The organism is Shewanella holmiensis (genome assembly GCF_025370255.1).
GTDB classification, from domain to species: Bacteria; Pseudomonadota; Gammaproteobacteria; order Enterobacterales; family Shewanellaceae; genus Shewanella; species Shewanella holmiensis.
In genome coordinates, this window is sequence record NZ_JAMTCD010000001.1 from 211,444 (window position 1) to 225,387 (window position 13,944).

Sequence of the window (13,944 nt, forward strand, 5' to 3'; positions counted from 1 at the left end):
ATGTTAAATTCAATATTAATTGTCGAAGATGAAGTAAAGTTGGCAACCTTGTTGGCTGACTACTTTTCACAAACTGAGCTAACACCGCATTTAATTCATCATGGTAATGAAGTCATCGCATGGGTAAAAGAGCATCAGCCGCAAGTTATTCTGCTTGATATTATGTTGCCAGGTAAAAATGGCATAGATTTGTGCAAAGAAATCCGCCAGTTCTCGGATGTACCTATTTTAATGGTGACAGCAAAAGTTGATGAAATTGATCGCTTACTGGGGTTGGAATTAGGCGCCGACGATTATATTTGCAAGCCTTTTAGCCCAAGAGAAGTCGTTGCAAGAGTCAAAGCTGTGTTACGTAGAAGCAAAACCGTGAATAATAACTTAAACCAATTAAAGCTCAACGCACACCGTTTAACCGTTTCATTCGCCAATCAAGAAACAGCACTTACCGCTTTTGAGTTCCAATTACTTACCCCACTAATCGAAAAACCAGATCGTATTTTTAGTCGAGAACAGTTGATGAGAAATATGTATTCAGATAATCGGATTGTGAATAACCGCACCATAGACAGTCACATTAAAAAGCTTCGCAAGAAGTTAGCCGACATAAGCGACGGCAAAGACTGGATACAGGCAGTTTATGGCACAGGTTATCGTTTAGTTTTGTAAGCTGATTGCCTGCACTTTCCTTTATTTTTGCACATTGCTTGCATATTTGGTCGTTAAACTAGTGTTATGTTTAACAACTAGAGTACTAACCAAATGCAAAAATACATAGTCGTTACCTCGCTTTTACTGTCAATGCTAGCTGGACAAGCATTGGCGCAAAATAAAGATTCACAAGATGAGCGTAAACCACCTCGCCCAGAGTTTTCTTCAATCGATAGCAATAATGATGGCATCGTTGAATTGTCCGAATTTGCAGCCTTGCCTCATCCACATGATGATTACGAAACAATATTCAACCATATTGATGCCAATGCAGATGGCGTGATCTCAGAGCAAGAATTTAATGATCATAAACCACCCCGTAAAAATAAGAGATGAAGGAGAAGTTCAATGATTAACTCAATTGGTTCAAGTGGCTCAATGCCCCCTCCTCCTCCCAGAAGCTCTCAGCCATTAACGGAAGATCAACAACAACTTTTAACGGATACATTGTCAGAATACGATACTGAAAACCTAACATCATCAGATGCACAATCGATTATTGAAACATTGTCTGACGCAGGTATTCAACCAGGTAAAGAGTTAGAAAGTGCAATGGCCGAACTCGGCTTTGATGCGAAAAACATAGGTGAACTTGCTGGCGGCGAACACCGACCTCCGCCACCACCAGAACAAAGCTCTGAAGAGATCAGTAGCATTTCAAACTTTTTGATTGAAATGGTTGCTGCAAAGCTTGCTGAGACAGGACAAAATGAGCTTAGTAGTGCAGACAAAGAAGATATTTTTTCTAAATTATACGAAAAATTTGGCATTGATGACGGCGAGTCTGTGATTAATACCACCGCTTAAAATGAGTAATTATCATTACTAGTTAATTACTACTTACGGCCAAGTGCCAAGTGCCAAGTGCCAAGTGCCAAGTGCCAAGTGCCAAGTGCCAAGTGCCAAGTGAAAAACAATAACGCTACTTGATTCATTAGGTAGCGTTTTTTATTTCTAGATTCACATCCATCAACATCACAGTTAACACTTCACCACATTAGTTAACACTTCCATATTTGATGCACAATGTTTGCATATTCGTTTTATAGACTAGTGGTACATTTCTAGGAAGCTATAAGACGACATGATGAAAAAACAAAACCATTTATGGATAACCGCGATCATCGCCAGCACTATATTAACGGCTTGCGGCGGTGGAGACAGTAGCAATGAAACCGTTGTTGAAGATCCTGATACGACACTCCCAGTTACCTCACAATTATTGATTAATGAAATTGTTGCCGATGCAGAAGATGGCGGTAATGATTGGATAGAACTATATGCCCTTGAGGGCCCCGTATCGTTAGCAAGTTACACCATTGTCGATGACAACACTGAACGCACGCCTCAAGCACTGCCTGACGTTACATTAGCGCAAGGTGAATTCATTGTAATACAGGCAATTGATGAAGAAGACACTCCGCCAGACAGTGGCTACTATGTCACCTTTAAGCTGGGCAGTGATGATGCGGTCACGTTATTCAAAGATGGCGTACAAAGTGACACGCTTGACTGGGAAGAAGGCGATGCCCAACAAGGTAGCAGTTATGGTTTATACACCGACGGCACTGGCACTGCGCAAACACTTTCACCAACACCTGGCGAAGCAAATCAGCCATCCACTGCAGACATAACCTATGACCTGATTATTAATGAAAATGCGCCTATTCGAATCAACGAAATCGTTGCTAAGAATAGTGAAAGTGAACATGACTGGGTAGAGCTCTACGTTACTGGTAATTATTCGGTCAACTTGAGTGACTATCAAATTGCTGATGAAAATAATGAATTGGTAACTTTGCCTGATATTACACTTGCACCAGGCGAGTATTACCGCCTATATGCGACAACAGATGTTATTGAAAATACTCAAACGATTGCATTCAAACTAGGTAGTAGTGATCAAGTCAGTTTGTATCAAGATGATGACTTAGTTGACCAACTCAGCTGGAAAAAAGGACAAGCATTAATCGGCTACAGCTATGGACGCTTTCCTGATGGTAGCGATGGTACATTTGTACTAACGCCTTCACCACAAAGCACAAACACTAAAGCATTACATGGGCCCATTGTTATCAATGAAGTTGTGGCAAATGACGAAAACGGTGGCTACGACTGGTTCGAACTTTATAACAACAGTGCCCAGCAAATATCATTAGCAAGCTATCAAGTGATTGACGGCAGCGACGACATTGAACCGGTAACATTACCCGATGTTGAACTTGCTCCTGGAGACTATATAGTCATTTTCGCCAGCGATGAACAACTAACACAACATTATGTACCGTTTAAGCTTGGCAATAATGATGAGTTAAGCATTATGTTAAATGGCGAAGTCGTCGACTATATCGACTGGGATAGTAGCGATGTTAATACTGGCTATAGCTATGGCTTAAGTGCCGCCAATAGCAGTGATAACAGCTGGCATAAAGATTTTCTAACACCTACTCAAGGAACCGCTAACGAACTCGCCACGGCGTTTGAACCCAATGTCGTTAAGAATTTATACATCGATATATCTGATGAAAATTGGCAAAGCATTTTAGCCAGCCCACTTGATGAAGAATATCACCAAGCCAGCATTACCTTTGAGGGTGTAACACTAGACAGCGTTGCGATTAGAACTAAAGGTGGCTCAAGTTTACGTGCTGTTTCTCAATCAAATAGCGATCGTTATAGCTTTAAAATCGACATTAACGAATATGTCGATGGGCAGAAATTCTTTGGCTTGAAAAAGTTCACCTTACAAAACTCATACAACGACCCTTCATACATGCGCGAAGTCATCGCTTATGACTTAATGAAAGACCTAGGCATTGCAGCACCAGACCATGCTTACGTTAATGTCTACATCAATAATAAATTGTTTGGCTTTTACCTCATGGTCGAAGTAATCGATAGCGAGTTCATCGAGAATTATTTTGACAATACCAATGGTGACTTATACAAGCCAGATGGAACAGGCAGTGACCTACAATGGATAAGCGCCGACATTGCCGATTACACAGGAATTAACCAACAAAACAATGAGGAGACCACAGATAACGGCGCTTTCATCAACTTTATTGCAGAAATGGATGCAGGTTCAGAGTCAGTGATTGATGTCGATAGCCTACTAAGGTACATGTCAGTGAGCGTTTCACTATCAAACCTCGACAGCTATCACGGCACGCTGGCACATAATTACTATATCTATGAACAAGATGGCATATTTACTTTTCTACCATGGGATTTAAACGAAAGTTTTGGCACGTTTAGTATGGGTTGTCGCAGTGATATTCGCGGCTTATATATTGACGAACCCACTAGCGGTGCAATGTCTGAACGCCCAATGGTGGCAAATGTTTTCAGCAATCAAGATCATTTAAATACTTACCACGACTATCTCTGGCAACTCATCGAAGGCCCATTAGCTGATGATGCTTTCGCACAACGTGTAAACACAATTGCCGCCTTAATTGATGAACATGTAGCGAATGACCCCAGTGCTTTTTATGGCTATTCAAGTTTCATCCAAAACTTAGACAACTCCGTCGACAAGTTTTATGGATTGACCTCATTCATGACTTATCGCGTTAACAACATGCGTCAACAACTCAATGGCAGTTTGCCTTCATCTGGCACTGGTCAAGGCTATTGTCGCTAAACGGGAAGTGTCACTAGGAAGAAAAGCTTTGTCGGGTGTTGTTAGCAGCTTAACTCGACAAGCTTGTTCCTTATCACACCAGCATTGTCTGCATATCTCACCAATTAAAGATAGAAGTATTATGATGAATCACACGTATGACAGCTTATTTCATCGCTTTGAAAGTTGTTTTGAACGTAGAAATGAACAAGACATAAATGCTCAGGTTGCTAGCAACTTACGTACTAGCCTCACTAATGTAGACGCTATGACTGATCCCATAGCAACATTAATCATGCCCGAGCTAATACACTTTCAATGCCATGGCTTAGACGACTTAAAAAACGCCAAACTAATGAACAGAGTTGATAGCAAGTTCATTTTGCCCATTGCTTTTTTGCCTAAATTACTCGGCCAACTTACGCACTTTTACAGCATATTGGAGATCAACAATAATCGAATATCAACTTACCACAATCAATATTTTGATACGCCGTCGATGGCGCTATACAAAGACCACCACAACGGTAAATTGAATCGTTATAAAGTTCGCCGCAGACATTATGTCAATACAGATACCCAGTTTTTAGAAGTAAAATTTAAGAATAATCAAAAGCGTACCTTAAAATCGAGAATTCAATTAACCGGACACAGCAATGAAGGCTCTGAATTTGTCGAACAGCAAATGGGGAGCATAAGCAGCAACCTGCAAGTTAATCAGCATAGTGGTTATCAACGTATTGCCCTTGCTAATGAAGCTCAGGCTGAACGGTTAACCATTGATTTTAATCTGTGGTATCAACACCACCAAAGCACTGAAAAATTAACCCTACCGGGCTTTTTTATTGCGGAACTCAAGCAGGCTAAAAAATCTAAACGCTCTCCGTTTTATCAACTAATGAGCGCCAACAACATTTTTCCATTGTCCTTTAGTAAATATTGTATTGGTTGTGCCCTGTTGAATACATCATCAGTAAAAACCAATCGATTTAAGCCTATTTTGTCGCGAATAGAAAAGCTTAACCAGCCCCTACCATTGACCACTTTTATGAGTAACTAATATGACTGAACTAGATATCTCTTTCATTTCACGCTTTTTAATTAATCTCCTGTCGTTAATTTTACTTTGTTATGCATGCTATTTTCGTGTCAGCAAAAACTCGACTGTTGCTGGCTCGTTTATTTTATTTGGGGTCGGTGTTTTTATTATTACTCGCCTACTTCATGGTGTAGATATGTCAATGGAATTTGCATTTGGCCTATTTGCGGTATTTACCATGCTACGGTATCGCACCGAATCTATTTCAATTAAAGAAATGACATATCTGTTCTTGGTCACCGCCATCGCCTTATTAACTTCGGTAGGCCAAATGTCGTTATTAGATTTAATGATCTTGAACGGGATCATTTGTTTACTCGCTTTTGCCATTGACTCAAGCCTTTTTGGCAAACGTTATCAAACCAAAACCATAAGCTATGAGCGCATCGAAAATATAACGCCACATAACCGAACTAAGTTAATTGACGACTTAAGTGAACGCACCGGCTTAATGGTTGAAAAAGTAGAAATTGAGCATATCGACTTTCTGCGAGATACCGCACAGATCAAAATCAGCTACCTGCCACATGAGTAACGCTTTAGGCAATACCACAGCCTTCAACCAATGAATTTAAGGTGTAAGTATCAAATGAAAACATTCATGATTACCGTTTCTGTCGTTTCGACCCTTTTCAGTTTGGCAACCTGTCATACCGCTCAGGCAAAAGATAACCAGAAGATAGATAACAATAAAGTCGATATCAGCGGCTATTTCATGGTTGATTACGATAACTTTGACAAAGGCTTTCTAGAAGACAAATCAGAGCCGACAACTAAAACTGATATTAGACGAGCACGGATCAGTTTTAAAACTGAATTTGTCAAAGATTGGAAAGCTAAATTATCAATCAATTATTCTGATGATGAAACTGAAATTAAAGATGCCTACGCACAATACAAAGGCTGGAATTGGGCAAATTTAACAATAGGTCAGCAAAAAGAACCTTTTGGTTTAGAAAAGCTAACCTCCTTACGCAACCAGTCAATGGTGGAGCGTAGCCTAGTGAGCAACGCCCTAGCTCCAAGTCGATCAATTGGCGTAAACCTCAATGGTGGCTTTTCATCATTCAACTGGGACCTAGGCTACTTTTTGCCTAACGAAACGGAAACGGCTAGCGCTGTTACAGGTAGATTAACCTGGTTAGCCTGGCAACAAGACGACAACCGGCTTCATTTAGGCGCAGCTTTAAGCGAACGAGATTTAAATGACAGTGAATTTCGCATCAATGAAACAATGGAAGTCAATTTTTCAGATTCTCTCATTGAAGGAGAAAAGCTAAATGCCGACACTAACTCACTACAAAGCATAGAGTTACTGTGGCAATACCATGGTTTTACTACCATGGCTGAATGGCAACAATCGCAGGTAACTGACATTAACGACTTAACGTACGACTACCAAGGCGGCTATGTGCAGTTGAGCTATCTATTGAGTGGTAATAACCGCCAATATAAGAACGGTAGGTTAGGAAGCGTCAGCGACTCAGATTGGGAATTTACCACTCGCTTTAGTACATTTGACATGAATGAAGAAAACCATCAGTCGGATATTTATTCTGTAGGGGTTAATTATTACCCGAGTAAAAAACTAAAATTTATGGCTAATTATATAAATGCCGAACAAATTGAAAATAATATCGAATTAGGCAGCAATAAAGCGATTTCGCTTAGAATGCAATACAGCTTTTAATGTTCAAAATAGCATGCTTATGTAAGTTGAAATTGCTTTTGTGACAACCACAGAGTAAAACTAACCAATGAGAAAGTAGGCACAGATTAACTGCTGCCTACTTTAACTAGCCAAGCTTTATGTTTACACTCTGATCCAATTGCAGCTTATATCACAAGGGAAAACAATGAAGATTATTCTATTACATGGTCTTTATATGCATGGCATTGTGATGCAACCCTTGAGCTTTCAATTACGTAAACTGGGCTATGACACACAAGTGATCAGCTATAACAGTTTGAATATTGATGAAGAGGCGTTGTTTACCCGCATTGACCAAGCCTTAGCTCAAACTAGCTGCAATATTTTAGTGGGTCACAGTTTGGGTGGTTTGATGATTAAACGCTACCTTAACGCACGTAACCCCTCAACTGAGGTGATATCGCACGTGGTTGCCATTGGCTCACCATTAAAAGGGGCTTCTATTGTCAGCCGATTACAGCATTTAGGCGTAGGCAAAGTGCTCGGTAACTCGCCGCAATGTGGATTACAGCAACATGAAGACACTTGGCATTTTCCACAAGCTCTTGGCAGTATTGCAGGTAATATACCCTTTGGCGTTAGACGCTTGCTGATTCGAGATAACAGCCAATCTGACGGCACTGTCACCTTAGATGAAACTCGGCTTTGGGGCATGAAAGATCATATTGAAACTAAGCAAACCCATACAAGCTTAATTTATAATGCCTTTGTGCCTGCGCAAATTGATCACTTTATCAGGAACAATCAGTTTCTGCGTTAAGTCAGTACTTCAAATTCCAGTCAATAAACAGCTGTGGCAGCCCCTAAGTTAACTTTAAGAGCTGTCTATTCTTTAGAGCTGCCTATTCGGTGTTACCTTGCGGGCTTGCTTTCCCAGGGCGTCATCTTACTCATATCAGACAAGTCATATGGCGTTAACTGGTAAACATAATAGTTGAGCCAGTTACTCACCAACAAACTGCCATGGCTGTGCCAGCGAGCTATGGGCTCTTTAGTTGGATCATTATCACGATAATAATTGCTCGGTATATTAGGGTTAATACCTAAGCCAACATCACGCTGATATTCATCATTTAAAGTAGACTTTTGATACTCAGGATGTCCCATGACAAACAAATTACGACTATTGCGGCTAAGTACAATATACGCCCCTGCTTCAGCAGACTCTGCGAGCACTTCAACATCAGAATGTTGGTGTAAATCGTTAATATTCACTTCAGCATAACGTGAATGCGGCGCAAAAAACTCATCATCAAAACCGCGTAATAATGGATGTGGTTCGCTGGTACGACTATGGTTAAACACCCCCGAGCGCTTTTGCTCAAGCAAACTGCGATTAATACCGTATAAATGAAACAAACCTGCGTGGGCTGCCCAGCATAAAAATAACACCGACGTGACATGCTGCTGTGACCAATCAATAATCTCTTTGATATGTTCCCAATACACCACATCTTCAAAATCAATTTGCCCTAATGGCGCACCGGTAATAATTAAACCATCGTAGTTATTGTGGCGTACTTGTTCAAAATCACGATAAAAAGTATTCATGTGGTCAACAGAGGTATGCTTTGACTCTTTATCATGAATACGCAACAAATCGACACCAACTTGCAGTGGCGTATTGCCTAATAAACGCAATAACTGGGTTTCTGTTTCAATTTTATTGGGCATCAAATTCAAGATGAGTACCCGCATTGGGCGAATATCTTGATTCGCTGCACGCGTTTCTGACATCACAAAGATATTTTCTGACTCTAAAATACCTGCTGCGGGTAAATCATCTGGAATTCGAACCGGCATGCTACATCCTTACCTAATTATTAATCGACAAATACCGTTGAAATTATCGCTTTATCATATCCACAACCACAGTCAACGCTTGTGGATTTGAAACATCAACAGGATAAGATTGCGTATTGATGAACCACAACTCATCAGCAACAGTGATCCGGGCACTAATGGCATAACGATGACCTGTTTTGAACGCCTCTGTTGGTAAGACAAACTCGAAAGGTGTGACACCGGTAACCGGAGTTATTTCATATTCAGCCAGGATTTCTGCCTGAACATCTTGCAGTGACACATCTTGTAATTGGATTTGGATCACAGAATTTGCAGGTAATGCTATACGTTGTTTATACAGCACTTCACCTACTATCTGAGTATTTTGAGGAACAGTTTGGCATCCTGATAGAGCCGCAACCATCGCTATAACGCATATTATCTGTTTAATCATGGTTCATCTGCTTTAGTTGAATGACGTCGCATTATAATACATCAAGACGTCTAGAAGTCTACACTTCCAGTATTGAAAAATTTTCGTGCTTGTTATCCGTAAGCGATATTCCTATCATAACCTTTCGATTTCACATAATGAGTGTCAAACCTCCTCATGACCACTATCGCTACCGCTATGATTATTGGTGCCAGCTCTCAGCTAAGTAAAGAACTGGCGCGCCAACTTGCGGCTCAAAACGTAAAATTATTGTTGTTTGTTCAAGAACCAGACGCATTGACCGAATTTGCCAATTCGCTATCCGTTCCAACAGCCGTTTTTCCACTTACGATTACTGATCCCACAAAACTGAACGAGCAAATTAGTCAGGTATGGCAAAGTGAAAATGGTGCCCACTTAGTGATAGTCAATACAGGATTGAATAGTTACGATGCATCGCTACCATGGCAATTAGAAGAAGATATTATTGAGGTCAACGTCAGAGGCTTTGCGGCTATATGCAACTGTGTGTTTAAATTAATGACAGAGCAGCGGTACGGTCAATTAGCGGCAATTAACTCCATCGCCGGTCAACGTGGCGGGCCAAGTGTTGCTTATCACGCATCTAAAGCCTTTGCTGAAAATTATTTTCAAGGTTTGAGTATGCACGCGCAGCGTTTAAAGCTGCCTATTACCATTAGTGATATTCAATTAGGCTTACTCGATAAAGCCGCAATGCAACAAAACCGGTTTTTATTGCCGCCTTTGGAGAAAGTCGCCAAACAGATATTAACCGCGCTAAAGCAAGGAAAACGTCGTGCTTACGTAACCAAACGCTGGCGAGTAGTAGCTTGGTTAAACCGAATGTTACCTGAATATATTTATAATACCCGTCACTGGAAAACCAAGAAAAAAAAGGATTAGCCAACCGATAGCAGGTCATTGAATCTTTATTTGATGCATAACGCTGTAATTATCGAGATTGTGCGATTGTGCGATTATAAAAAATACGGATTATAACATTAGATCCATATGCTCTATACAGTCTGATGCCAGATGTTGATATTAGATATCAGGGGCAGTATTTTATGCTTTATTTCGATTTACCTGAACACTCAATAGCATTCAAGCTGACAAAAAATAGGAGCCAATGGCTCCTATTTCTTTAAGGTGTTTGATTAACAATGATTAAAACTTATAACCAACACTGACCATGTAAACCCATGGGTTAATATCGGTATCAATCGATACAGCATCTCCACCAAGCGTAAAGTTTACATCAGTTGAAATGTCAGCATACCAAACAGAAGCGTTCACTAACCAATCTTTATTGATGTTGTAATCTAAACCAACTTGAGCAGCAAAACCCCATGAAGTTGATAAGCTTAAGTTATCAAGACCGAGATCTTTTGCTTCTTGGGTAAAATCATTGTCAAAAAAGTTAGTAAAGTTAACACCAACACCCACATATGGACGAAGCTTAGATTGTGCATCACCAAAATAATATTGCGCAACCAGTGTAGGTGGTAAATGCTTAGTTTCAGCTATTTTACCTAATGCACCTAAAGAAACATCATGGCTGAATGGTGTTGCCGCAAGTAGTTCAACTCCCCAGTTATCAGTAATCATATAACCAAAGTTTAAACCTAACTGAGTGTTATCATCTACACCAAATTCAGCAATACCAGCAACAACTGGGCTAGATTCGTCAGGCGAAACCATAACTGCACCCGCTCTAAAAATGATATCACCAGCTTGGTGAGCGACAGCAACTGAAGATACACCAGCAGATAATAAACCTGCAGCAACTAAACCTAGGGTTAATTTTTTATTCATTTTCATACTCCATGAGGGCAACAACTGGATGCTTTTCTGTTACATCCTTAACAATTGACGCCACTCTGCCTGAAAATTTAATTAACAACATTGATCTGGATCAAGCTAACCAATTACACCTTTAGAGGTATTCATTTAGTAAGCTTTTCTTTGATGTAGATCACGCATTTGTTGATCTAAAAATCAAAATTCGGTGCCTATTGAATATTGAAAAATATAATAAATTGATAACCTTACTAGGACTAAATCGAAACGAACAATATACGATGCAGCACGATTTAATGGTGGAGCAACAAGAGCATTCACCAATATCCAGATAAAGGCAGTCGCCTTAAATGAGCCGGTAAAACTGTCATGCCAACCCATAATAAAATACCCCTAAATAACATAATTTAGGGGCATCAAATTAGCTGACTATTAAGAGGTGAACTTACTTAATGAGGTTTGGTCGAGTTAAAAAGTATTCAGAGAGGCGAATGGATGATGCCTAATCATCTATATAAAAGCCATTCAACAAGGCGTAAACCGTTTTAGCCGCCCCTTTCGAACGGCATTTGTTGACCAATTCAATTTCGATATTAGAATGTTATATAAAGTTACTTCACCACAAGGTCTCTCCCCAGAGCAATGCCGACAACTGGAAGTAACAATAACCTCGAAACAGTCACAGGGCCGAATAACGGCGTAAATTTAACCCTGCAACAGATACTCTTCCGCTTTTTCAATACTGCGCGGTTTACCCACTAACATTAAAATATCATTGCGGCGCAATACCCAATCGTCTGGTGCTGGTTCAATTTCAGCGCCTTTTCTGCGCACAGCTCGAAGCTCGACATCCAATTGTAGCCATGGAATATCGGCCACTTTTTTACCCACGCTGCTAGCGCTAGTGCTCAGAGACACAGCATGCAGTAAATCTAATGTAAAATCGGTTTCAGTTCCTGAGAAAAATCCATGTAGATATTGGTAGTGGTTGCGTCTTTCAGATTCAAGGCGTTTAATGATCCGTGCTAAAGGTACGCCACACTTATAAAGCACTTGCGACACTAACATCAAGCTGCCCTCAAGTGACTCAGGTATTACCTGAGTTGCCCCAGCTTCTTTTAGCTCAGTTAGGTTAGAGTCGTCTCGAGTACGCACTAGAATTTTTGCATCTGGCGCTAACTTCCTACTAAGCGCTAAAGCTTCTTCAGTTTGACGCTCTTCGGCAAAAGTTACCACCACCATGCTGGCTTGACGAATACCCACACGTTTTAAAATCCCCATTTTACAGGCATCGCCAAAATATACAGGCTCGCCAGCGGCACGTGATTCTGTCACTCGGGTAGGATCGAGATCTAACACAATATAATTAATAGCTTCGGTTTTTAAAAAGCGGGCAATCGTTTGACCCACTCGACCATAGCCTAAAATAACCACAAAATCATCGTCTTCACTTGTGGGTAATACAACCGTTTGATCGGCCATTTCTTTTGAAGGTTTACCGCCTTTAAATTTCTTAGCTATATCGACACTATTTCGTATCAACCAGGGAGATAAAGACATTGAAATAACCGCCACAGCAACCAGTATGGTGCTGACTTCTTTATCTAATAATTGATAATTAACCGCTAATGCTAATAGCACAAAACTGAACTCGCCAACCTGACCTAAACTGATAGCGGTACTTAACGCTACTTTGGCATGTTCGCCAGCAAGTTTGAGCAGGCCATAAACAATCACAATTTTTAGAACTACCACGGCAATTAAAGTGACTAATATTTGCCACCAATATTGCAGGACCAAATTAAAATCGAGCAACATACCAATGGATATGAAGAATAACCCCATCAACAAGTCTCTGAATGGGCGAATATCGGCTTCTAACTGTCTACGGTACTGACTTTCCCCTAGTAGCATACCGGCAATAAATGCACCTAATGCCATCGACAGTCCAAGCCATTGGGTAAATGCGCCGGTAACTAAAGCCACCACAAGGGTAGAAAGGACAAAAAGTTCATTGGAGCGAGAACGAGCAACTTCATCAAAAATACGTGGCAAGACCCATTTGCCAAATGACATTAATCCTAAAAATGCCAATATCCCGGTAAGTAGCCCGTAAAAGATGCCGTTTAAACTCATTGGGGTACCATCACTTGCGAGTAAAGGTAATAAAATAAGCATGGGGACTACGGCTAAATCTTGGAATAGCAAAACACTAATGGATAATTCACCATGGCGACGTCTTAACCAACCTTGCTCATTCATCAATTTGAGCACAATAGCAGTCGATGACAGCGCAATGGCTGAACCAATGACGACTGCGGCGACAATATTTTGACCTAAAAAATATGCAATTCCACCGGCGATAAATGTCGTCACAATAACTTGCGCACTGCCTAAACCGAATACGGTTCTTCGCATTGACCATAACCGCGGCACAGAAAACTCTAACCCTAAGGTAAACATCAATAACACGACGCCAAGTTCCGCCACAAAATGAACTTGCTGCTGTGTGAACCAATGCAAACCGCTGGGGCCACTGATCACTCCAGTAAGCAAGTAAGCCAAAATAGCAGGTAATCCCAAACGGCCTAACACCGCTATCGAAACGATGGCGATGACCAACATAAACAAAATATGAATAAACATATTGTGTTCCATAGGCAAAACTCCTTGTCAAAAAATCGTCGAGATACTGCTACATCTTATTACCAAAACAGCACAAAAGTAACAAGCTCCTAAAAAATATGATAAAAAAAATTTAG

13 protein-coding genes are annotated in these 13,944 nt (G+C 40.5%); 9 read left to right on the top strand and 4 right to left on the bottom strand.

All coding sequences use genetic code 11. The features are described 5' to 3' along the window. From NE535_RS00915 to NE535_RS00950, 8 genes are all read left to right on the top strand, one after another. Positions 1-666, top strand: a complete 666-nt coding sequence (locus NE535_RS00915) for a response regulator (protein WP_261296815.1) — start codon at positions 1-3, stop codon at positions 664-666. 93 nt (positions 667-759) lie between these two features. Beyond that, entirely contained in the window at positions 760-1,044 is a 285-nt protein-coding gene (locus NE535_RS00920; protein ID WP_261296816.1) for an EF-hand domain-containing protein, read from the top strand. Between the two features lie 12 nt (positions 1,045-1,056). Then, complete coding sequence (locus NE535_RS00925; RefSeq protein ID WP_261296817.1) at positions 1,057-1,515, top strand: hypothetical protein; 459 nt, start codon at positions 1,057-1,059, stop codon at positions 1,513-1,515. 277 nt (positions 1,516-1,792) lie between these two features. Further along, on the top strand, positions 1,793-4,354 hold the full coding sequence (locus tag NE535_RS00930) for a CotH kinase family protein (RefSeq protein ID WP_261296818.1): 2,562 nt from the start codon (positions 1,793-1,795) through the stop codon (positions 4,352-4,354). A 121-nt stretch (positions 4,355-4,475) separates the two neighbouring features. Beyond that, complete coding sequence (locus tag NE535_RS00935) at positions 4,476-5,393, top strand: polyphosphate polymerase domain-containing protein (RefSeq protein ID WP_261296819.1); 918 nt, start codon at positions 4,476-4,478, stop codon at positions 5,391-5,393. Between the two features lies 1 nt (position 5,394). After that, entirely contained in the window at positions 5,395-5,967 is a 573-nt protein-coding gene (locus NE535_RS00940) for a DUF4956 domain-containing protein (RefSeq protein ID WP_261296820.1), read from the top strand. 54 nt (positions 5,968-6,021) lie between these two features. Then, positions 6,022-7,122 carry an OprO/OprP family phosphate-selective porin gene (locus NE535_RS00945; RefSeq protein ID WP_261296821.1) on the top strand — a complete coding sequence of 367 codons (1,101 nt, stop codon included), beginning with the start codon at positions 6,022-6,024 and terminating at the stop codon, positions 7,120-7,122. A 166-nt stretch (positions 7,123-7,288) separates the two neighbouring features. Next, positions 7,289-7,903: a PGAP1-like alpha/beta domain-containing protein gene (locus tag NE535_RS00950; RefSeq protein WP_261296822.1), complete on the top strand. Its 615-nt coding sequence runs from the start codon at positions 7,289-7,291 to the stop codon at positions 7,901-7,903. A 92-nt stretch (positions 7,904-7,995) separates the two neighbouring features. Here the strand turns inward: NE535_RS00950 and metA are convergent, their stop codons facing one another. Further along, positions 7,996-8,946, bottom strand: coding sequence for a homoserine O-acetyltransferase MetA (gene metA / locus NE535_RS00955; RefSeq protein WP_261296823.1), 951 nt, complete (start codon positions 8,944-8,946; stop codon positions 7,996-7,998). A 43-nt stretch (positions 8,947-8,989) separates the two neighbouring features. Further along, on the bottom strand, positions 8,990-9,382 hold the full coding sequence (locus NE535_RS00960; protein WP_261296824.1) for a YbaY family lipoprotein: 393 nt from the start codon (positions 9,380-9,382) through the stop codon (positions 8,990-8,992). A gap of 156 nt (positions 9,383-9,538) precedes the next feature. On the opposite strand from NE535_RS00960, the gene NE535_RS00965 reads away from it, so the two are divergent. After that, positions 9,539-10,285, top strand: coding sequence for an SDR family NAD(P)-dependent oxidoreductase (locus NE535_RS00965; RefSeq protein ID WP_261296825.1), 747 nt, complete (start codon positions 9,539-9,541; stop codon positions 10,283-10,285). A 264-nt stretch (positions 10,286-10,549) separates the two neighbouring features. Here the strand turns inward: NE535_RS00965 and ompW are convergent, their stop codons facing one another. Next, positions 10,550-11,197 carry an outer membrane protein OmpW gene (gene ompW / locus NE535_RS00970; RefSeq protein WP_261296826.1) on the bottom strand — a complete coding sequence of 216 codons (648 nt, stop codon included), beginning with the start codon at positions 11,195-11,197 and terminating at the stop codon, positions 10,550-10,552. A 690-nt stretch (positions 11,198-11,887) separates the two neighbouring features. Then, a complete protein-coding gene (locus NE535_RS00975) occupies positions 11,888-13,840 on the bottom strand; it encodes a monovalent cation:proton antiporter-2 (CPA2) family protein (protein WP_261296827.1) in 1,953 nt (650 codons plus the stop codon). Between the last annotated feature and the right edge of the window lie 104 nt (positions 13,841-13,944).